Origin of the sequence: Neobacillus sp. OS1-2 (genome assembly GCF_030915505.1) — a bacterium.
Classification (GTDB): domain Bacteria; phylum Bacillota; class Bacilli; order Bacillales; family Cytobacillaceae; genus Neobacillus.
In genome coordinates this window covers 4078146-4094558 of sequence record NZ_CP133265.1, presented here as the reverse complement: position 1 = coordinate 4094558, position 16413 = coordinate 4078146, and the positions used below count along the sequence as shown (strand labels likewise).

The window sequence follows — 16413 nt, the reverse complement described above, 5'->3', positions numbered from 1 at the left end:
TAATAAAAAACTTCTACGAGAGGCAGCCTTCAATCAAACCCTTGGTAATTATGGGTTAATTGGATAAATTTAACTAGTATTTCAAACTTTTATTTTAAAGGGTGGTATGACAAATTGCAATAGTTCAATAGTTTAATTCTTGAACTATTGGATATAGTTGTTATTCCTCCTCTTCAACATCCCCCATGATAAAACTAAACACATTATTCATCCAACTTCGTGTGCTGTCGCTCTCTTGACTCTCTCGTTCTTTTTCTTCCATATTAGGAGTTGCAGTAAAGATTTTCATCCGATTCGTTTCATTTCTTATCAGGTCATAAACGGCCTCAAGTGTCCCTTCTGGTGCTAAATAGGTGGTATCTAATAATATTGTCCAGTCTGCTAATAAGTGTTCTCTTCTCTCTTCCAAATGAGAATTCAGCCAATCTGGAACAGAGTATTGTCTTTTCTTCAGCCGTTCCGCGATGGCATCGCGTTTTGGATTTAGTGAAATGTGAAAAATAGACGTTTGATCGTCCAATTCGATTTCGTGCAATACCTCTAATACTTGTTCTTTAGAAAAAATCGTGTTTCCGAAAATAAATACTACTTCCATGCCATTTTGTAGTAATACGTTGGCAAGATAACCTGTATTCTGCCTAGCTGATTTCCATAGTTCCATGTAATTGGGTGCAGCAAACAAAGGATCGACAAAGCAATAGACATCATCAATTTCGATTCCTGCTACCTTAAAATTAAATCTTTCACCTAAATGTTTTCTTAACCGCAATCTCATCGTGGACTTCCCTACCCCAGAAGGTCCACTGATAAGAACAACTCTTTTTTTCATCCATTTTCCCCTTCCCATCTTTTATCATCGTTGTCTTGCAGGAATAATAAAATTCCCTCTACTAATGAAATACGAGGCTTCCAGCCAGGTAGTATCTCTCCCTTTGACCATGGAATCATTATTTCTCCAGGCCGATACTCAAGGTCTCCCCATCCTACGGAAATTTTCTTACCAGCTGTTTGCCCAACTAGCTGCACAAGATCTTTTAACTTGATAGGCTTACCACTACTGACAGCGTATCTTTCAAATCCTTTTCCTCTCCCTTCAACTAAATAGGAGGCTGCTACAATGAATGCATCAATCACATTATCTATATACAATAGGTCTAAGAGCTGTTCACCTGGTGACATGGGGAGAACGTACCCTTCCCTCATGGCTCTGTTAATTAAATTCATGATCTTATTCCTTGGGTCATTAGGGCCAAAGTTATCAAATAATACGAGGTTTATTACATTAACGTTATGAAATTTGGAATAGTAAAGGAGGATATCTTCGAAGGCTTGTTTAGTTGCTGCATATAAACTATTAGGTAGATAGGACTGTTGACCATAATGTTGGGAATAGGAACTGGTATTGATGATATTTTCGACCCCATAATGGCCCATAGCTTCAGAAAGAAACGTACCCAATAACACATTACTGTCAATCATATGTTCAATGTCGCTTGCCTCAATCGTAACGGAGGCAAAAGAAGCTAAATGAAAGACAAGGTCAGGCTTCGCTTTTTGAATGGCTTGACAAACCGATTCATAGCTCCCATCAAAAACATGGACAATTAAGTTATCAATTATAGGATCCAGCAGGTTCGTTTTTGATGTTGATCTTACTAGAATATGCACTTGACATCCTTCGGCTAGCAATCTCTTGGCTAGGAGCGCGCCAATATATCCTGTGGCTCCAGTAATGAAAACTTGAGCATCTGCTAACTCTTTAGCCATTTGAATGGTTCCTAGATCCTTGTTCGATCATAAATTGTTCGATTTGCTGTATAGAGATCGTAAGGATGTTGTCATTTTTCTCATGTGCTTTATGCCATTCCACTATTTTCTCCAATGCTCGATCTAACCGCCACACCGGTTGCCAGCCTAGCAAACTTTTTGATTTAGCACAATCTAACATAAGTAAATCTGATTCTTGATATAATGGCTGCTGATATTTTTCAACCTGCAGCTTGCCTCCCCATAGATTCTTAACTCGATCAACGACTAGACCTACAGGTTGGCAATCATCAAAATCTGGCCCAAAATTCCATGGTTGGGCAAATAATTCTCCTTGTTCATATAATTTTTCTGCTACTAATAGGTACCCACTTAAAGGCTCTAGTACATGCTGCCAAGGCCTGATGGCATTTGGTCGTCTTAGAAAAATAGGCTTGTTTGTCAAAAGAGAATCCAAGCACTGCGGAATGAGACGCTCGGTTGACCAATCTCCTCCGCCAATAACATTACCTGCCCGAGCAGAGGCAACTGCGACACCGTGTTCGGCTATTTTTGATGGTGGAAAGAATGATTCACGATACGAATTTGTTACCAACTCGGAGCATGCTTTGCTTGCAGAATAGGGATCTTTGCCTCCCAATGAATCTGTTTCGCGATACCCCCAGACCCACTCTTTGTTGTCATAGCATTTGTCCGTTGTTACATTCACAACCGCTTTAATGTTGCTCCCTTTTTGAACGGCTAATCGAATAGCTTCAAACAAATGTACGGTTCCCATTACATTCGTTTGGAAGGTACCGACGGGATCATTGTAGGATTCCCCAACAAAAGGTTGGGCAGCCATATGAATAACGATATCCGGATTCGTTTCATCCAGAAGGCTGCTTAACTTTGCGAAATCGGAAATATCCCCAATATGTGAATCTACTAATTTATTTACCTGACATACTTCAAATAAACTGGGAATGGTGGCAGGTGCTAACGCATACCCTGTAACCTTTGCTCCCATTTGTGATAACCATAAACTTAACCAGGATCCTTTAAATCCTGTATGACCTGTCAGAAAAACTCGCTTCCCTTGCCAAAATGAGCGATTTATCATACGACTACCATACCTTCCACGGTGGATTTCCAGTTTTCCACAGGTTGTCTAATTGATTTCGATCGTTAAGAGAATCCATTGGTTTCCAAAACCCATGATGTTTATAGGCGACTAACTGTTGCTCTCCTGCCACCTTTGGTAGAACATCCGTTTCAAAAACAGAACTATCACCACTGATAAAATGAAACACAGCTGGTTCGAGAACAAAGAAACCTCCATTAATCCAGTTTCCATCCCCTTGTGGTTTTTCAATAAACTCCTTTATTGTGTTGTTCTCGCTAATCGCCAGCGAACCAAATCTTCCTTCTGGCTGCACGGCAGTTACAGTTGCCATTTTTCCATGTAGTTTATGGAATTCCAGCAGTTCTAAAATATTTACATTTGATAGCCCATCACCATACGTCAGCATAAATGTTTGATCCTCTATATATGGTTGAATCCTTTTCACTCTCCCCCCTGTCATGGTATCTAATCCAGTTTCCACCAACGTGATCTTCCAAGGCTCGATATTTTTTCTTTTAATCTCAAATGATTTTGATTCATTAGATAGATCAATAGTGACATCTGCTTGGTTTAACGTATATTCCATGAAATACTCTTTAATCATTTGACCCTTGTAGCCAAGACAAATGATGAAATCATTAAAGCCATAGGAAGAGTAGATTTTCATAATATGCCATAATATTGGCATACTACCTATTTCTACTAAAGGCTTCGGCTTCTTGAGTGTTTCTTCACTTAATCTGGTTCCAAAGCCTCCAGCTAAAATGACAATTTTCATCAATATCCCTCCTTTTTTATTCAAGTTATACTATGTATCAATTCTGAAATCATTTGGACAATTTGTCTATTGTGGCTAATTGTCACATAAAAGGTGGATTTTGGACAAAATATTATCTTAGACCATGTCAATTATCGAAAATATACATAAGCTAACAAGACTAAAACGGAAGGAAGGTAGATATCTATTGGAACTGTCAAGTTTGATACGATATTTTCAACTTAAATACCCCATTTTAAACTGGGGGCAAAGCAAATCGGAGGTGATTGGAAAGACGTCAGACAATGATGATTCCTTTCATTTCTGTGTGATTGCGAGTAAGGATTACACGATTAAAGTAGTAGCCCAATATGAATCCCTCTGCACCCATTCAACCAAGTTTAAACTATGGGTTTGTTGTATCGATTCACTTGCTTACGAAACACTAAAAAAATTAAATCTCGAGCATATGATTCTTTTTTATGTAGAACAGCTTGAAGACCAAACCTTACGAACGATTCGAAATCAACGGAAACAAAATGAATACTGCTGGACTTTAAAAGCACCATTAATCCATTACTTACTAACCACATTTAAACTTAAGTCCATCGTATATTGTGATGGCGATATATTCTTTTTCTCTGATCCAGGTGAAATCTTTAAAGAATGGGGAAAAGCTTCTGTCTATTTATGTCCTCAACGGGATGTAGATTGGGTAGAAAAGAAATACGGAAGATTCCAAGCGGGGTTAATCGGTTTTCGGAATGATGATAATGGATTAAAAAGCTTAAAATGGTGGCGAAACAGGTGCGAAGAATGGTGTTTTGCAGAACCGGATAACAATCGATTTGGGGATCAAAAATATTTAGATAAAATTCCAGAGTTATTTTCAAATATTAAAATTTCTACTCAGCTGGGAATTAACGCTGCACCATGGAATTGTGTTTACAATAATAACTTTACCATTCACACTAATAACAATGGAGTCTTGATTGAAAAAGATCCCCTTATCGCCTACCACTTTGCTTGTTTTTCCATTTATAATCCTGATGAATATGATTTATGGTCACTTGACAGCATTAAATTGAGCCGCGCTCACAAGAAATACATGTACGAACCATATATTGAAAAAATAAGAGAAGTCATTCAAGTTATGAAAGATAAGGATATAAATATGGACAGCTTCTATTCGGCAAACGACAGTAGCCATGCAAGGACCTACTATAAATATACCAATTTTCGTAAACGAATGGATGAGACAGATCATTTTTATTGTTTTGCCACCATCATTAGCAAGGAATACTTACTAAAAGGACTAGCACTCTATCAATCATTAACACAGCATGCGGATGCCTTTCATTTATGGATTTGCAGTATGGATAACGAGAGCTATAATACGTTAGTTAACCTTGGTCTCGAACATGCTACCATCCTTCCAGTAGAGGCAGTAGGAGATAACGTCATCTCCTCCATTAATCACGACCGGAGTCTGAAAGAATCCTGCTGGTCCATGAAAGCTCCATTCATTCATCATGTACTTGAGCAATATAAAGAAATCGATCATCTTGTTTATTGTGATGCGGATATGTATTTCTTTTCAAATCCTAAGCCTATCTTTGATGAGTGGGCTAAGTATTCAATTTTTCTTAGTACCCAGCGAAGTACTAAACCTGTAGAGAAAATTCATGGAATCTATCAAGCTGGACTTATTGGATTTAAACAAGAAAAGAACAGTTTGAAAATCCTTAATTGGTGGAGAGAGAAATGCCTTGAATGGTGCTATGATTCTCCACATGATGAAGAGCGCTGGGGTGATCAAAAATACCTGAATCGCATACCAAATTTGTTCTCTAATATCAAAGTTATTAAACATGAAGGGATTGATGCAGCTCCATGGAACATGGTCATGAAAGAAGAACAAAAGGTCTCTCTTCATGAGGGAAGCGTTCTAGTAAATAACCATGAATTAGTCTGCTTTCACTTCGGTAGTTTGCTAATGGTTCAAAAAAATAAATTTGACTTGTGGAAATTAGAAAAACTTCCATTTTCAAAGTCTATCCTCTTAAACATTTATTACCCTTATTTACTCACTTTACGGCAGCTATATACCGACCTGCAAAGCAAGGGGATTACGAAACAAACTAACCTCCTTACAACCATTCCATCTACCTACACACCCCTTAACCCAATCATGCTTGAACACTTGGAAAAGGCCTATAAACTATACCAGTCAGATTCACTTGCCTAACGAACTGCAACATAAATTAAAAACGAAAAGCCACTTTCTCGTACTATAGAAAGTGGCTTTTCGTTCCCCCGTCCTTGACTTTCACAGATAAAGGTCCATTATAGTCGTAGGATGAATTTTTTCCAAATATACTTAAAGATTAATTGAACCTTTAATCTTTTATAATACTTCGTATGGCATTTTAATAACCAGCCGTGCGCCTGATCGAATCGATTCGCATCTAACAGTCTATTAATAAAATCCAATTCAAGCTTTTGTAGATACTTTTCTAATAATTTTCGATTATTTGAGGTTTGGTTGGGCCAGGCATTCTTGATTGTTTCGATAACAGGGTATGGCTGTAGGATCGAGAGATCAGCGCAGACACTATTTTCCTGTCCTCGATAATAAATGGCCTCAATCGAATTATTATAAACCACGTCAAATCGTTGAGCAATCCGGAACCACATATCTTGATCTTCACCCAAATGATTTCCTTCGGCAAACCCACCCACTTCCAAGAAAGTGCTCTTCGGGATGGCAATCGCCGATGAGATAATTGGCAACTCGCCTAGAACAGTTTCATAGTAATTTGAAAGGACACCACTCCAGGGAAACCTTGGAATTGCCTTGAACTTTGGGAATACTTTTTTCCCAGAAGGCAGGACTACTGCGTAACTGGTTGCATACGCACCATTTCCTGGATATGTTCGATAAAGATCGATAATCGTTTCTAGAAAAGTGGGCATCCATTCATCATCTGCATCCAGAAATGCAATGAGATCTGACTTCGACGCCATCACACCTCTATTTCTTGCACAAGAAGCCCCTAGATGTTCTTGGGTCATTATCCGAATCCGTTTATCACCATAAACCGTAAGAAACTCCAAACTCCTATCTGTCGAGCCATCATCCACAATAATTAGTTCGAAATTTTGAAAGGTTTGTGCTAATACTGAGTTTACCGCTCTTGTAATAAATTTTTCTTTATTATATAAGGGGATGACTATGGATACATCGTACATAAAACCCCCTCCCAGTTTTTCATTGCTAATTTTTGCGAATCGCTTAGAGAAAGCGTTGGTTTTGTGTAGTTCCCTGATAAGATATCTAAGATACACATTTGAAGTTGATCCTTTTGAAAATGTTGTGAATCAATGGTAAAGGATGAGGATGCCCCTATTTGTTCTGCCCAGCCGATGCATTTAGGGTGATACGAAAAGATAATGGTAGGTGTATTGGTTAAAAAGCCAAATACGGCACTATGCAAACGCATCCCAACAAGAGCTTTTAAATTCGCTATCCTCTTTAATACTGCAATCGGGTCATGATTATATTTGATATGCTTAATCGGAATAGTAGTATTGAGTTTACGAATGACTTCCTGGTGAATGGTAAAATCGCCAAATAGTTCATGTCCATTAAAGTCGATAAACACGAGTTCGTCTATATCATTAGGAGAAAGGGTATTCAATACATCTATCACCTTCTGAACTCTCTTGCTTTCTATTTCCTGATCTCCACCAATATATCTTTCATAATGACATAATGAAATCCCAAGCCCTTTCCTCTCTCCTTCCACCCCTGTAAAACTATCACACGTTTTAAGTAGTAATGGGGCTAAATCAAAGGTTCTTTCAGCTCTAACATGTGGTGCAATCTTATTGATTATTTGTACACTTTCTTCATCTCTGCAGCCAATATAAGAAAATTTCTCAACCAATCTTCTACAAGTATTTTCTGCTGCCGTATCCCTGAATGGTCCAAAGGACACTCCAATGGCTGCAGCCCCTTTCCCTTTATTTAAATCAATGAGGTCACAGTCTCTTGCCATTTTATCTGTCGAATGAAAAACAGATCCTCCCCCATAGATAATACAATCAGCAGCCATGCAATGATGATAAAGACTGTGTAAGTTCTCATTTTTTATCGACTCTTTTTCAACAAATAGAGGAGTAACTGGGCATTGTTTATCTAACAATGGCAAATGTATAGCCGTTGCCTGCAATGTATTTGCTCTTACTATATTTCGACATCCCCATGCTGTGGATGCTAAAAGAGCATCATCCCCTGTATTTCTTTCACCATAATAGCCTGAAATGACAATATTATTCAATTTCATCACCTTATTCATCATTTGAAATAGTTTACGATAAAAAGGAAAGAATGGTTCTTTATCTGCGATAAATAGGGTAATATCCACGTTTCCCATTTTAATAAACCGAATAGAATATAGGGATAAGGCTTGTCTGATCCTATTACACCCTATGAAAGGAGATTAGATCAAGATGCTCTTTAGAAGGGTCCGATTACTATTTATTACGAAGAATTGGATGAATGGAATTGAACGTAATACCTATTACTTGACGGAAGCGCTAAAAAAAAGGATGGTCGTAGAAGTTTGGGAGGAACCAGGTGATATTAACGATATTCTTGCAACTATTCATTTCAAACCTGACTTTATCTTATTAAATGATATAAGGCCAACAAGGTGTCCAGAAATAACAGGATTGAAGGATTGTCCTATTCCATTTGGAATTATCATGCATGATTTACATTATCAAATGGAAGCTCGCAAACAATTTGTTGAACAAAACAATGTCCAGTACATTTTTACCCATTATCGAGATGCATTCCTATCCGGTTACCCGGAATATAAGGATCGAATGATTTGGCTTCCTCATTTTGTAAATATCGACGTATTTAAGGACTACCAATTACCAAAAACTTTAGACTTTTTAATGATGGGAGTTGTGCTGGAATCCGTATACCCTTTAAGGGATCGAATCCTACAACAATTGAGGGAGGATCCTCATTTTACTTATCATCCACACCCGGGTTACCTACATGAAAGTTATGATGAAAATCAATTTTTGGTAGGGACAAGGTATGCAAAGGAGATAAACCAATCAAAAATTTTTTTCACATGTGATTCAATCTATCACTATCCCCTTATGAAATATTATGAAGTATTGGCTTGCAACACCTTACTACTCGCGCCTTCCTCTGCCGAACTTTTCGATTTAGGATTCGTACCTGGTGTTCATTATATTGACATCAACGAAGAAAATTTTATAGAGAAAGCATTCTATTATCTACAAAACTATCAAACTAAGGGAAAAGCGATCGCAAAAAACGGATATAAAATGGTAAGGAAAAAACATTCAGTAACGGTAAGGGCAAAGCAACTAGAAAAACAATTTAAAAAAATTATTGCAAAACAAAAGGAGGAAAAAAGGAAATGAGACTGTTGTATCTCGGATACCTGGGATTCAATAATATTGGCGATGAAGTATGCTATGAAGCATTTTTACAAGCTATGAACGAATGGTCACCTAAACCGCATACTATTTCTACTTTTCCCCTATCATCCGGTAAATCCCTAAAGGACTTTTACAATGAGAGCCCTTTTGATGCCGTTATTTTGGGTGGCGGTTCATTACTCCAAGGAAATCTGTTCTTAACTCTTGCTGAAGAAGCGATTCAAATGCGGATACCGCTTTATTGTTATGGGACAGGCATTGACTATTTAAGTGAGGAGGCTATTGCCTCTTATAGCGATCAAAATAAATATACTCCACATTCATTCTTTAACAACAGGGAAATTGATCAAGATCGGATTAAACATGTGATTGAAAAGGCAACATACTCCGGTCTAAGAGGCCCCATAACAAACTGGTTTATTAATGGACTTGCTCCAGATACCGTCCATTATTCCATTATTGGAGACCCAGGATTAATTTTTAATCCACCCGTTGACCACTATATTAGGGACAATTATTTTCTCGATTTAAACAGAAAAATGGTCGCAGTTAATTGGGGCACCACTTACAATCGTTTATTTGGCTCCGATGAGTCAGCATTAAAGTTGCAGCTTATTGAAAGCTGTAACTATCTTATTTCAAAAGGGTACCACATCGTTATTTTCCCTATGTGGGATAAGGATTTAATCTATTGTAAAGAGTTGTATGAAAGCATCAATAACCGGAAAGAAGTAACCCTAATCAATGAGATTTGCACAGCCACACAAATTTTCCATTTCCTGGCGGGTTGTCATTTCTCTATTAACCTTAAACTCCACGCCAATATATTATCCGCTGCAAGTCTTACACCCTTTATCCAATTAGCGTATCGTTCTAAAGGATTTGACTTCGCCGCTTCCATTAACCAACTGGACAATACGGTGAGCACTAGTATCCCATCGCTTGTGAATTATATCAAAATGAAAGAAGAAACGATTCATACCCAACAAGCAATCACTATTTTAAAAGAGGAAAAAATGAACGTGCAAAAGGAACATCAATCGTTTATTATGCGTTTTTTCTAAACACAAGAAGGCCTCCATTCTTATTAATAAAAATGGAGGTCTATTTTCTGCCGTGTACACTATCAATCTGCGTATAGAAATTCAATCTTACAGAATATAACGTTGTTGCACTAAAAACTAAATTAACACCTTACATATTTACGTTTGAAACCGAGTCTCCCTCTATCTATCTCCTTTTGAATATTTTCGGAAGCAAGCAGGATGCTGCTTTTTTTCTTATCACGCTTGATTTCCACTGGGCCTACTGCCTTTGCGGTTGCAACCGCCTGATCATGGAGTGGTACAAAGGAAACCGCGACCGTGTAGATAAAATTATTCATGGCAGATTTTGTTCGATCAGGGGAATCCTGAATCGTCTTTTCCACCAAATCGAGCATACTGGCCAACTTGGTTGCGCTAAATTCACTGTCCGGGCGATTACCTAAAAGCCAGCAGTAACAACTCCAGCCTGCCGACATTCTAAGTTCTTCACCACTTGCTATCCATTTATCGGCAACCTCTTGGGCAATATCGGTTTCTGCCAAAGTTACCGCAACCACATTATCGGACAGCATATAAAAATACGCCGCATCTATCCACCGGTCAAAATCCGCCTCCGTCATTGCCATTGGGTCCGCAATAATGCCGGCAAAATACATAGCATCGTAATTGCCTGTGGCGTAAAGCTGCTCGGCCAAAGGCTGGTTTTTCTTGATTTTCTTTGCGATCGGCTTCATTGCGCCTGTAGCCACCCCAAAAAGCGGCTCATGTGCGCCATTACTTATGTACATCTTTTTCATTCGTTCCTTGCCGAGCGCTTCCAGTTCCTGCATAACCATTTCGAAATCCATTGTTTTGCACTTCCTTCCTATTATCCTTATAAGGACTTGATTTCATTTATTTTAACATACTATCTCTTCCCCTTTGTTCCTAAATTTTCCTACAAATATTGTACTGGTAGAATTCTTTGTAAATCCAACTAGGCACTACGGTCCATTTTCATTTATAATGTCTATATTCTCTTACCAAACTGGTAAAGACCATTCCTTAGATTCAGGAGGTGATGAGTCTTGGGAAATCAATATAGATTACCAGGGACTTCAGCCTCTCATGCAAAGCCACGTATTGGAAAGGCGATACTTTGCATGGGGCGGACATTTATCTTTTAAAAATCGCCCAGTATGCTTTTATTTTATTTCTACTATGCGGCTTTGCACCTTATTGATCAAAAAAATAAGGGGCTGGCAAACAATGAAATATGTAAACGCAAGCAACATTTTACCTGATAAGCTACTAGCAGAAATTCAAAAATATGTTCAAGGGGAAACCCTTTATATCCCTAAACCGGAAAAAACCTATCGAAAATGGGGAACTGACGCTCTCCCATCCATAAATGGAGGGGGTTCCACCTTTAAATAACCTAGGCTCTTCCAATTCCTAGAATGAATCTAGAAAATAAACTTCACTTTGGCTTAAAAGGCTTCGACAGCCGAAATCGTTCTAATGCAAATAATCGAAACAGGACTATTTACATGGGCTTGGATTCCCTTGCCACTCACAACTTATTGACTGTTTCGGGGTACGTCTGCACCGAGAGATGGAACCTGCCATCTCAACAGGATTAGATTCCAAATGTTGAAATAAACTTTCTTTCCGATTTCATTCTTTCCAACTTCGAAACACACTCATTCAACACTTCGGAGAAATGAATCCAATCCTCTTTGGCCTTTTGGATATCAACTGAATTGGATGGGGTTACATATCTGGCTAAAAAGGCACTGTATAAATCACGTTGGGCTACTACACCGCACTCACATTTATGCCATCTTTTCTTGAGTGACTTCTTCTTGATGATTCCACAGTGACAGGTTTGAGAAAGTTTCGTAGAGTAGGTGGGAAATTCCCGTAGTTTCCCACCTTGCGATTTCACTTTACGTTTTAACATGGTAATAAACATACTTGGCGCCTTTCTGCCAATACTTTTTCCAAACATTTTTTGAAAGGCTTTGTAAGATAATTTTTCCGTTTGAATAAAAGAAGCGCGCTGTAAGATTTGGTTCGTGTCCCGCCCATGAAGCTGCTTCCGCACTTCTTTGATTCTACGTTCTAATTCGCGATGCTCTGAACGAGTCTTTATATATCGATGGGAGTGAATCCATTTCTTTCTTCCCTTTTTAACTACCCCATTATCCTGATAATTACCTGGATTATTGGCTCTTCGCTGCCTATCCATTTTGCGGTTTATTCTTCTTTTTTCTTTATCTAGTAACACCACTTCATCACAAAACTCTTTTAGTTCTGCTTTCGATTCCCCTACCATCGCAATCGTGGAGGGGCCAATGTCTAGTCCAATCTTTTCTTTTCCTAATTCATATTTACGATAGGGATATCCTTCCAAGATTAATTGAACATAAAAACGGTTTTTCCCTTTTACTTCTTTTTTTATAATCCTACAGAATTTCACCTTCTGCTGTAAGGCATGCTCTGTCCATTTATCTTTCGGATCAAATAGACACCTCAATGTAAGTTTTTTCCCAATGAAAACATATCCGTTCGAGTAGGTTAGATACGTCCTATTATTTTTCCCTTCAATTGATACAGACTCACCTTTACGTTTAAACCTCACTTTTTTTGCTTGCTTAAATGCAAATTTCTGAGTGGCTTTAAAGGCGCGGGTAGAGATTTTTTGGCACACGTGCGTTCCCAAATGTTCTGCAATAAATACGGAATCATTTTTCGTTTTCGTTCCAAATGACTGGATGGAGGCATCGGTAAATCTGAATGTCTCATTGAGATATTTAAAATTTGCTCTGCGCTTTTCTATATCTGCTTCAGTCGTTTTTGAAAGTTTAATCGTTTCCTTGTACAATTCCGTGCTTTGAATCTTCTTAAGTCTTTTCAAACATTCGCCAAGGCAGGCGTTGTATAGCTGCCTTGCACAATCAGACAACACCAAAAGCTGCTTCTCTTCCCTTGAATCCGTTTTCAATCGAATCGTCGCGACAAATGAGGGAGTTCTATCTTTTGATGTTGCCATGGGATTACACCCCTTTTTGGTTTTCTATGTATTGCTTCACCACTTCAAGTGTTGTACCGCCAACAGTGGAAACAAAATAGCTGTTGGTCCATAAGGAAGGAATTCTACTTTTCAACCATGGGAATTCACTTCGTAAGTAACGGGAACTTCTTCCCTTCATCATTCTAATAAGTTTATTAATTCCAAACTGTGGGTCGCATTCAACAAGGAGATGTACATGATCAGGCATTATTTCCATTTCAATCACTTCAGAACGAGTCTCCCCTGCCACATCTAAAATAATAGATTTAAGCCTATCATCTACTCCGTCTATTAAGACATTTCTTCTATATTTCGGGCACCAAACCACATGATATTTACATGAATATACTACATTATTATTGCTTTTATATTTTATTAGACTTTTCATATATTTATTATATCATAAATCTCAAACTAATTTCAATATTTTCAGGAACACTTGTTCCATAAAAATTCAATAAACAACCTCACCCCATACATAAATGCAGGGGCTTGCGGTTGTTTGTTTTGGTCATTCAGGGGCAAGAAAGTTTATTGATGAGCGAAATGCCTCCATCAAACATTCATTTTCTGTTGGAAAAGGCATCCACCAGTTAGCAGAAGTGTATTTTCTATCCATTGAAACCATCAAAAAAATTGTGTACTCGCGAGAAAAAAGAAAATGATTTTAAATAAGGATAATATCTGTTCATTCTGCAATCGTTTTGGAAAAGTAGCTTTTATTTCAACGATCACCAAAGCCAAAAAGTCAAATAATCCCGACTACTATAAAGCAATTGGAAATTATATTTGTCTAGACAGTGCTGAGTGCAATAAAAAAATAACCAATGTTGCCTATTTGACCACCTTTTTAGAGGAATCACTTCAGAAACATGCTTAAAAAAAGAAAAAGAGGCCAGACGCCCTGGAGTGCCTAACCTTTAGCTAGCACTTCGGGTGTCTACCCCACTGACCATATCTACTAGGTTGTGACATCAACTAAATCTTTTCATTTTCTCAAACAAATACTGTACTCCATATAATATATATGCCTTGTAGTGTAAGTATATAAAAAACTGAAAATGATTTAATCCCCATAGCTCAAGTTATGGGGATTAATAGATTAAAGTATGACACCTGAAAAATCACCTTCTAATACTTCTTTTTCATTCTGATTTTTACATAAAAAGGTTGCGTTAATAGCTGTTCTATTATTTTCTTGCCTCTCGTATTTTTCAATCTTTACCGCACAAATGATAGTATCCCCCGTAAACACAGGTCTTAAAAACTCGAAATGCATCGTCCGGGCCAGCACGTTAGCATCCCCACCTACTTTTGTTGGTAGGGTTGCCGTTAATAACCCTTGAATGACAAGCCTACCCTGTTCATCTGGAGTCATATGATGGATCCCTTCATCACCTGAAATCTCTGTGAATAATTCAACATCCCTTACTGTAAAAGTCCGTTCAAACGTAATGATGTCCCCTACCTTTAATGACATATACATCCCCCTAAAAATTATAGTAGACGGTAATCAGAATATTACAAAAACACCACACAAAATACAACTATCCTGCTTCATATAAAAAAGAGACACAATCCCCTAACCGAGTCTGTTCGGTGCTTCCCATCCTTTCAAACCTACTATTTGTTCAATATAACCTGCCCCCAGGTCCCATATTGGAATGATTAATGGTATAATTATCTAAAATTTAATCTTTATACGGTGATAAACATGTTTTATATAGTAATCATGCTTTTTCTTTTTGTCTGCATCATTTTCTTTTTCACTTTTAAAAAAATATATATTAGAACCTCAACCATGGCTGTTGTGATGTCCATCGGGATTTTTATACAGGGGGTTCTTTTAAACTACTTTGGAATCTCATTCTTTCAACACAGTCTTGGAAAGACTCTAAGTATTATCAACCTATCATTATGGTTTGCTTTTATCTTATCATTTTTTATCGCCTATCTGGATGGAAGATTTAAAAACATTCACTATTCCAATCCAATTAACCGTTTTGGAATTGGGACGTGGGTGGCTGGTACATCAATTAGCGGAATTTTATTTTTTAAACAATTTTCAAAATGGGGTTTTATTTCAGAAATTGTTGCCTTTATCAATATTATTTTATGGATGATTTATATTGCGATTAGTTTAAAGACTTTTGTCGAAATGTTTCAAACAAAATCCTATCGGAATGTACATGGAATCCTCCTGCTAACAACAGTTAGCACCCAGTCGATTGTCCTTTTAGTTAACACCGTTTATAAAGGACTTCCATCAAGTGTAAACCTATCATTACTCATCATTGGATTTTGTCTCTATCTGGTTTGTGTTTCCCTTATTATCAATCGATATGTAAACCGTTCTTGGTCCATTGAAGTAGATTGGAACAATACAAACTGTATTTTGCATGGGGCGCTATCTATTTCAGGGATTGCCTGTTTAACCACGGGTATCATACATACCGATTTGATTAGATTTATTTGGAGAGCAGCCTTTATACTTTTTTTACTTGTGGAGTCCATTGAAGTGTATCGGCTAATTAGACGAATTAACCGCTACGGGTTTAAAAATGGAATCTTCATTTATGATGTAACCCAATGGAGCCGTGTGTTTACCTTTGCCATGTTTTATACATTTACTGCCCTATTCCACAACCACTTATTTATCGGATCATTTGTGATCGATACAATCTTAAAAGAGGGCGTGTGGTTCATCATCCTTCTTCTTATCATTGAACTGACGCTGGGTTTACGCTTTATTATTGAATCTACTAAAAACACATCTAAACAAATTGCTCGAGAAAACGATGTAACCTCCACTTTATAATGCGCACCCTTTCGACATGAATTTGTAGATTAATGTTGATAAGTTTTTTACCATGGATGCAGGAAAAAGACATCGCTATAAAAAAATAATAAAGAAGACGTTAATAATGGTCTTGGGAAAAAGTTGAAAGGTGGTCGTTGTCCTTGAACATGGAATTAACCCTACAACAAATCGTCGAAGGTATACCGAAGTCATTATTAAATGCATCTGATAAGGATTTAGAAGGATTCCAAAGAATCATCGATGAGACAATCAAATTAAGAGAAGCACACCGCAATTTACAACAATTGGTCAAAAGCTTCTCGACATCAGGAATACAGCGTTCATAACTATCAAAAGAACAAAATAGTGAATGGGAAGGTAATAAAACAGTAC

16 protein-coding genes and 1 pseudogene are annotated in these 16413 nt (G+C 37.6%); 7 read left to right on the top strand and 10 right to left on the bottom strand.

Annotation, left to right across the window (positions count from 1 at the left end; translation table 11 throughout):
* Window positions 1–160 precede the first annotated feature (160 nt).
* Genes RCG19_RS20360 through rfbF form a run of 4 tightly spaced genes read right to left on the bottom strand, consistent with a single transcriptional unit; the run spans window position 161 to window position 3650 of the window.
* Window positions 161–829 (bottom strand): nucleoside/nucleotide kinase family protein, encoded by a 669-nt coding sequence (locus RCG19_RS20360; protein ID WP_308108631.1) that lies wholly within the window; start codon window positions 827–829, stop codon window positions 161–163.
* Window positions 826–1767 (bottom strand): NAD-dependent epimerase/dehydratase family protein, encoded by a 942-nt coding sequence (locus RCG19_RS20355; RefSeq protein WP_308108630.1) that lies wholly within the window; start codon window positions 1765–1767, stop codon window positions 826–828. Before RCG19_RS20355 ends, RCG19_RS20360 begins: the two co-directional genes overlap by 4 nt.
* Window positions 1760–2869 carry a CDP-glucose 4,6-dehydratase gene (gene rfbG / locus RCG19_RS20350; RefSeq protein ID WP_308108629.1) on the bottom strand — a complete coding sequence of 370 codons (1110 nt, stop codon included), beginning with the start codon at window positions 2867–2869 and terminating at the stop codon, window positions 1760–1762. Before rfbG ends, RCG19_RS20355 begins: the two co-directional genes overlap by 8 nt.
* A gap of 4 nt (window positions 2870–2873) precedes the next feature.
* Complete coding sequence (rfbF, locus tag RCG19_RS20345) at window positions 2874–3650, bottom strand: glucose-1-phosphate cytidylyltransferase (RefSeq protein WP_308108628.1); 777 nt, start codon at window positions 3648–3650, stop codon at window positions 2874–2876.
* Window positions 3651–3837: 187 nt separating this feature from the next.
* Between rfbF and RCG19_RS20340 the strand changes: the two genes are divergently transcribed.
* Complete coding sequence (locus tag RCG19_RS20340) at window positions 3838–5877, top strand: putative nucleotide-diphospho-sugar transferase (RefSeq protein ID WP_308108627.1); 2040 nt, start codon at window positions 3838–3840, stop codon at window positions 5875–5877.
* A gap of 98 nt (window positions 5878–5975) precedes the next feature.
* Here the strand turns inward: RCG19_RS20340 and RCG19_RS20335 are convergent, their stop codons facing one another.
* The gene (locus tag RCG19_RS20335; protein WP_308108626.1) at window positions 5976–6881 is read right to left on the bottom strand and encodes a glycosyltransferase family 2 protein; all 906 of its coding nucleotides are present in this window, start codon (window positions 6879–6881) and stop codon (window positions 5976–5978) included.
* On the bottom strand, window positions 6863–8068 hold the full coding sequence (locus tag RCG19_RS20330; RefSeq protein WP_308108625.1) for a polysaccharide pyruvyl transferase family protein: 1206 nt from the start codon (window positions 8066–8068) through the stop codon (window positions 6863–6865). Before RCG19_RS20330 ends, RCG19_RS20335 begins: the two co-directional genes overlap by 19 nt.
* 76 nt (window positions 8069–8144) lie before the next feature.
* Here RCG19_RS20330 and RCG19_RS20325 point away from each other — a divergent pair, with 76 nt between their 5' ends.
* Both RCG19_RS20325 and RCG19_RS20320 read left to right on the top strand, forming a co-directional pair.
* Window positions 8145–9101, top strand: coding sequence for a glycosyltransferase (locus RCG19_RS20325; RefSeq protein ID WP_308108624.1), 957 nt, complete (start codon window positions 8145–8147; stop codon window positions 9099–9101).
* A complete protein-coding gene (locus RCG19_RS20320; protein WP_308108623.1) occupies window positions 9098–10183 on the top strand; it encodes a polysaccharide pyruvyl transferase family protein in 1086 nt (361 codons plus the stop codon). Before RCG19_RS20325 ends, RCG19_RS20320 begins: the two co-directional genes overlap by 4 nt.
* Before the next feature lie 122 nt (window positions 10184–10305).
* Here the strand turns inward: RCG19_RS20320 and RCG19_RS20315 are convergent, their stop codons facing one another.
* Entirely contained in the window at window positions 10306–11013 is a 708-nt protein-coding gene (locus RCG19_RS20315; protein WP_308108622.1) for a DNA alkylation repair protein, read from the bottom strand.
* 400 nt (window positions 11014–11413) lie between these two features.
* Between RCG19_RS20315 and RCG19_RS20310 the strand changes: the two genes are divergently transcribed.
* The gene (locus RCG19_RS20310; protein ID WP_308111066.1) at window positions 11414–11581 is read left to right on the top strand and encodes a hypothetical protein; all 168 of its coding nucleotides are present in this window, start codon (window positions 11414–11416) and stop codon (window positions 11579–11581) included.
* Between the two features lie 202 nt (window positions 11582–11783).
* Here RCG19_RS20310 and RCG19_RS20305 read toward each other — a convergent pair whose 3' ends face one another.
* Both RCG19_RS20305 and tnpA read right to left on the bottom strand, forming a co-directional pair.
* Window positions 11784–13199, bottom strand: coding sequence for an RNA-guided endonuclease TnpB family protein (locus tag RCG19_RS20305; protein WP_308108621.1), 1416 nt, complete (start codon window positions 13197–13199; stop codon window positions 11784–11786).
* 4 nt (window positions 13200–13203) lie between these two features.
* Window positions 13204–13608 (bottom strand): IS200/IS605 family transposase, encoded by a 405-nt coding sequence (tnpA, locus tag RCG19_RS20300; RefSeq protein ID WP_308108620.1) that lies wholly within the window; start codon window positions 13606–13608, stop codon window positions 13204–13206.
* Window positions 13609–13735: 127 nt separating this feature from the next.
* On the opposite strand from tnpA, the pseudogene RCG19_RS20295 reads away from it, so the two are divergent.
* Window positions 13736–13885: pseudogene (locus tag RCG19_RS20295) on the top strand (hypothetical protein); the annotation flags it as partial.
* Between the two features lie 437 nt (window positions 13886–14322).
* Here the strand turns inward: RCG19_RS20295 and RCG19_RS20290 are convergent.
* Window positions 14323–14700 carry a hotdog family protein gene (locus RCG19_RS20290; RefSeq protein WP_308108619.1) on the bottom strand — a complete coding sequence of 126 codons (378 nt, stop codon included), beginning with the start codon at window positions 14698–14700 and terminating at the stop codon, window positions 14323–14325.
* A gap of 234 nt (window positions 14701–14934) precedes the next feature.
* Between RCG19_RS20290 and RCG19_RS20285 the strand changes: the two genes are divergently transcribed.
* Together RCG19_RS20285 and RCG19_RS20280 are read left to right on the top strand one after the other, a co-directional pair.
* Entirely contained in the window at window positions 14935–16038 is a 1104-nt protein-coding gene (locus tag RCG19_RS20285; RefSeq protein WP_308108618.1) for a TDT family transporter, read from the top strand.
* 143 nt (window positions 16039–16181) lie between these two features.
* On the top strand, window positions 16182–16367 hold the full coding sequence (locus RCG19_RS20280; RefSeq protein ID WP_308108617.1) for a hypothetical protein: 186 nt from the start codon (window positions 16182–16184) through the stop codon (window positions 16365–16367).
* The last annotated feature ends 46 nt before the right edge of the window (window positions 16368–16413 follow it).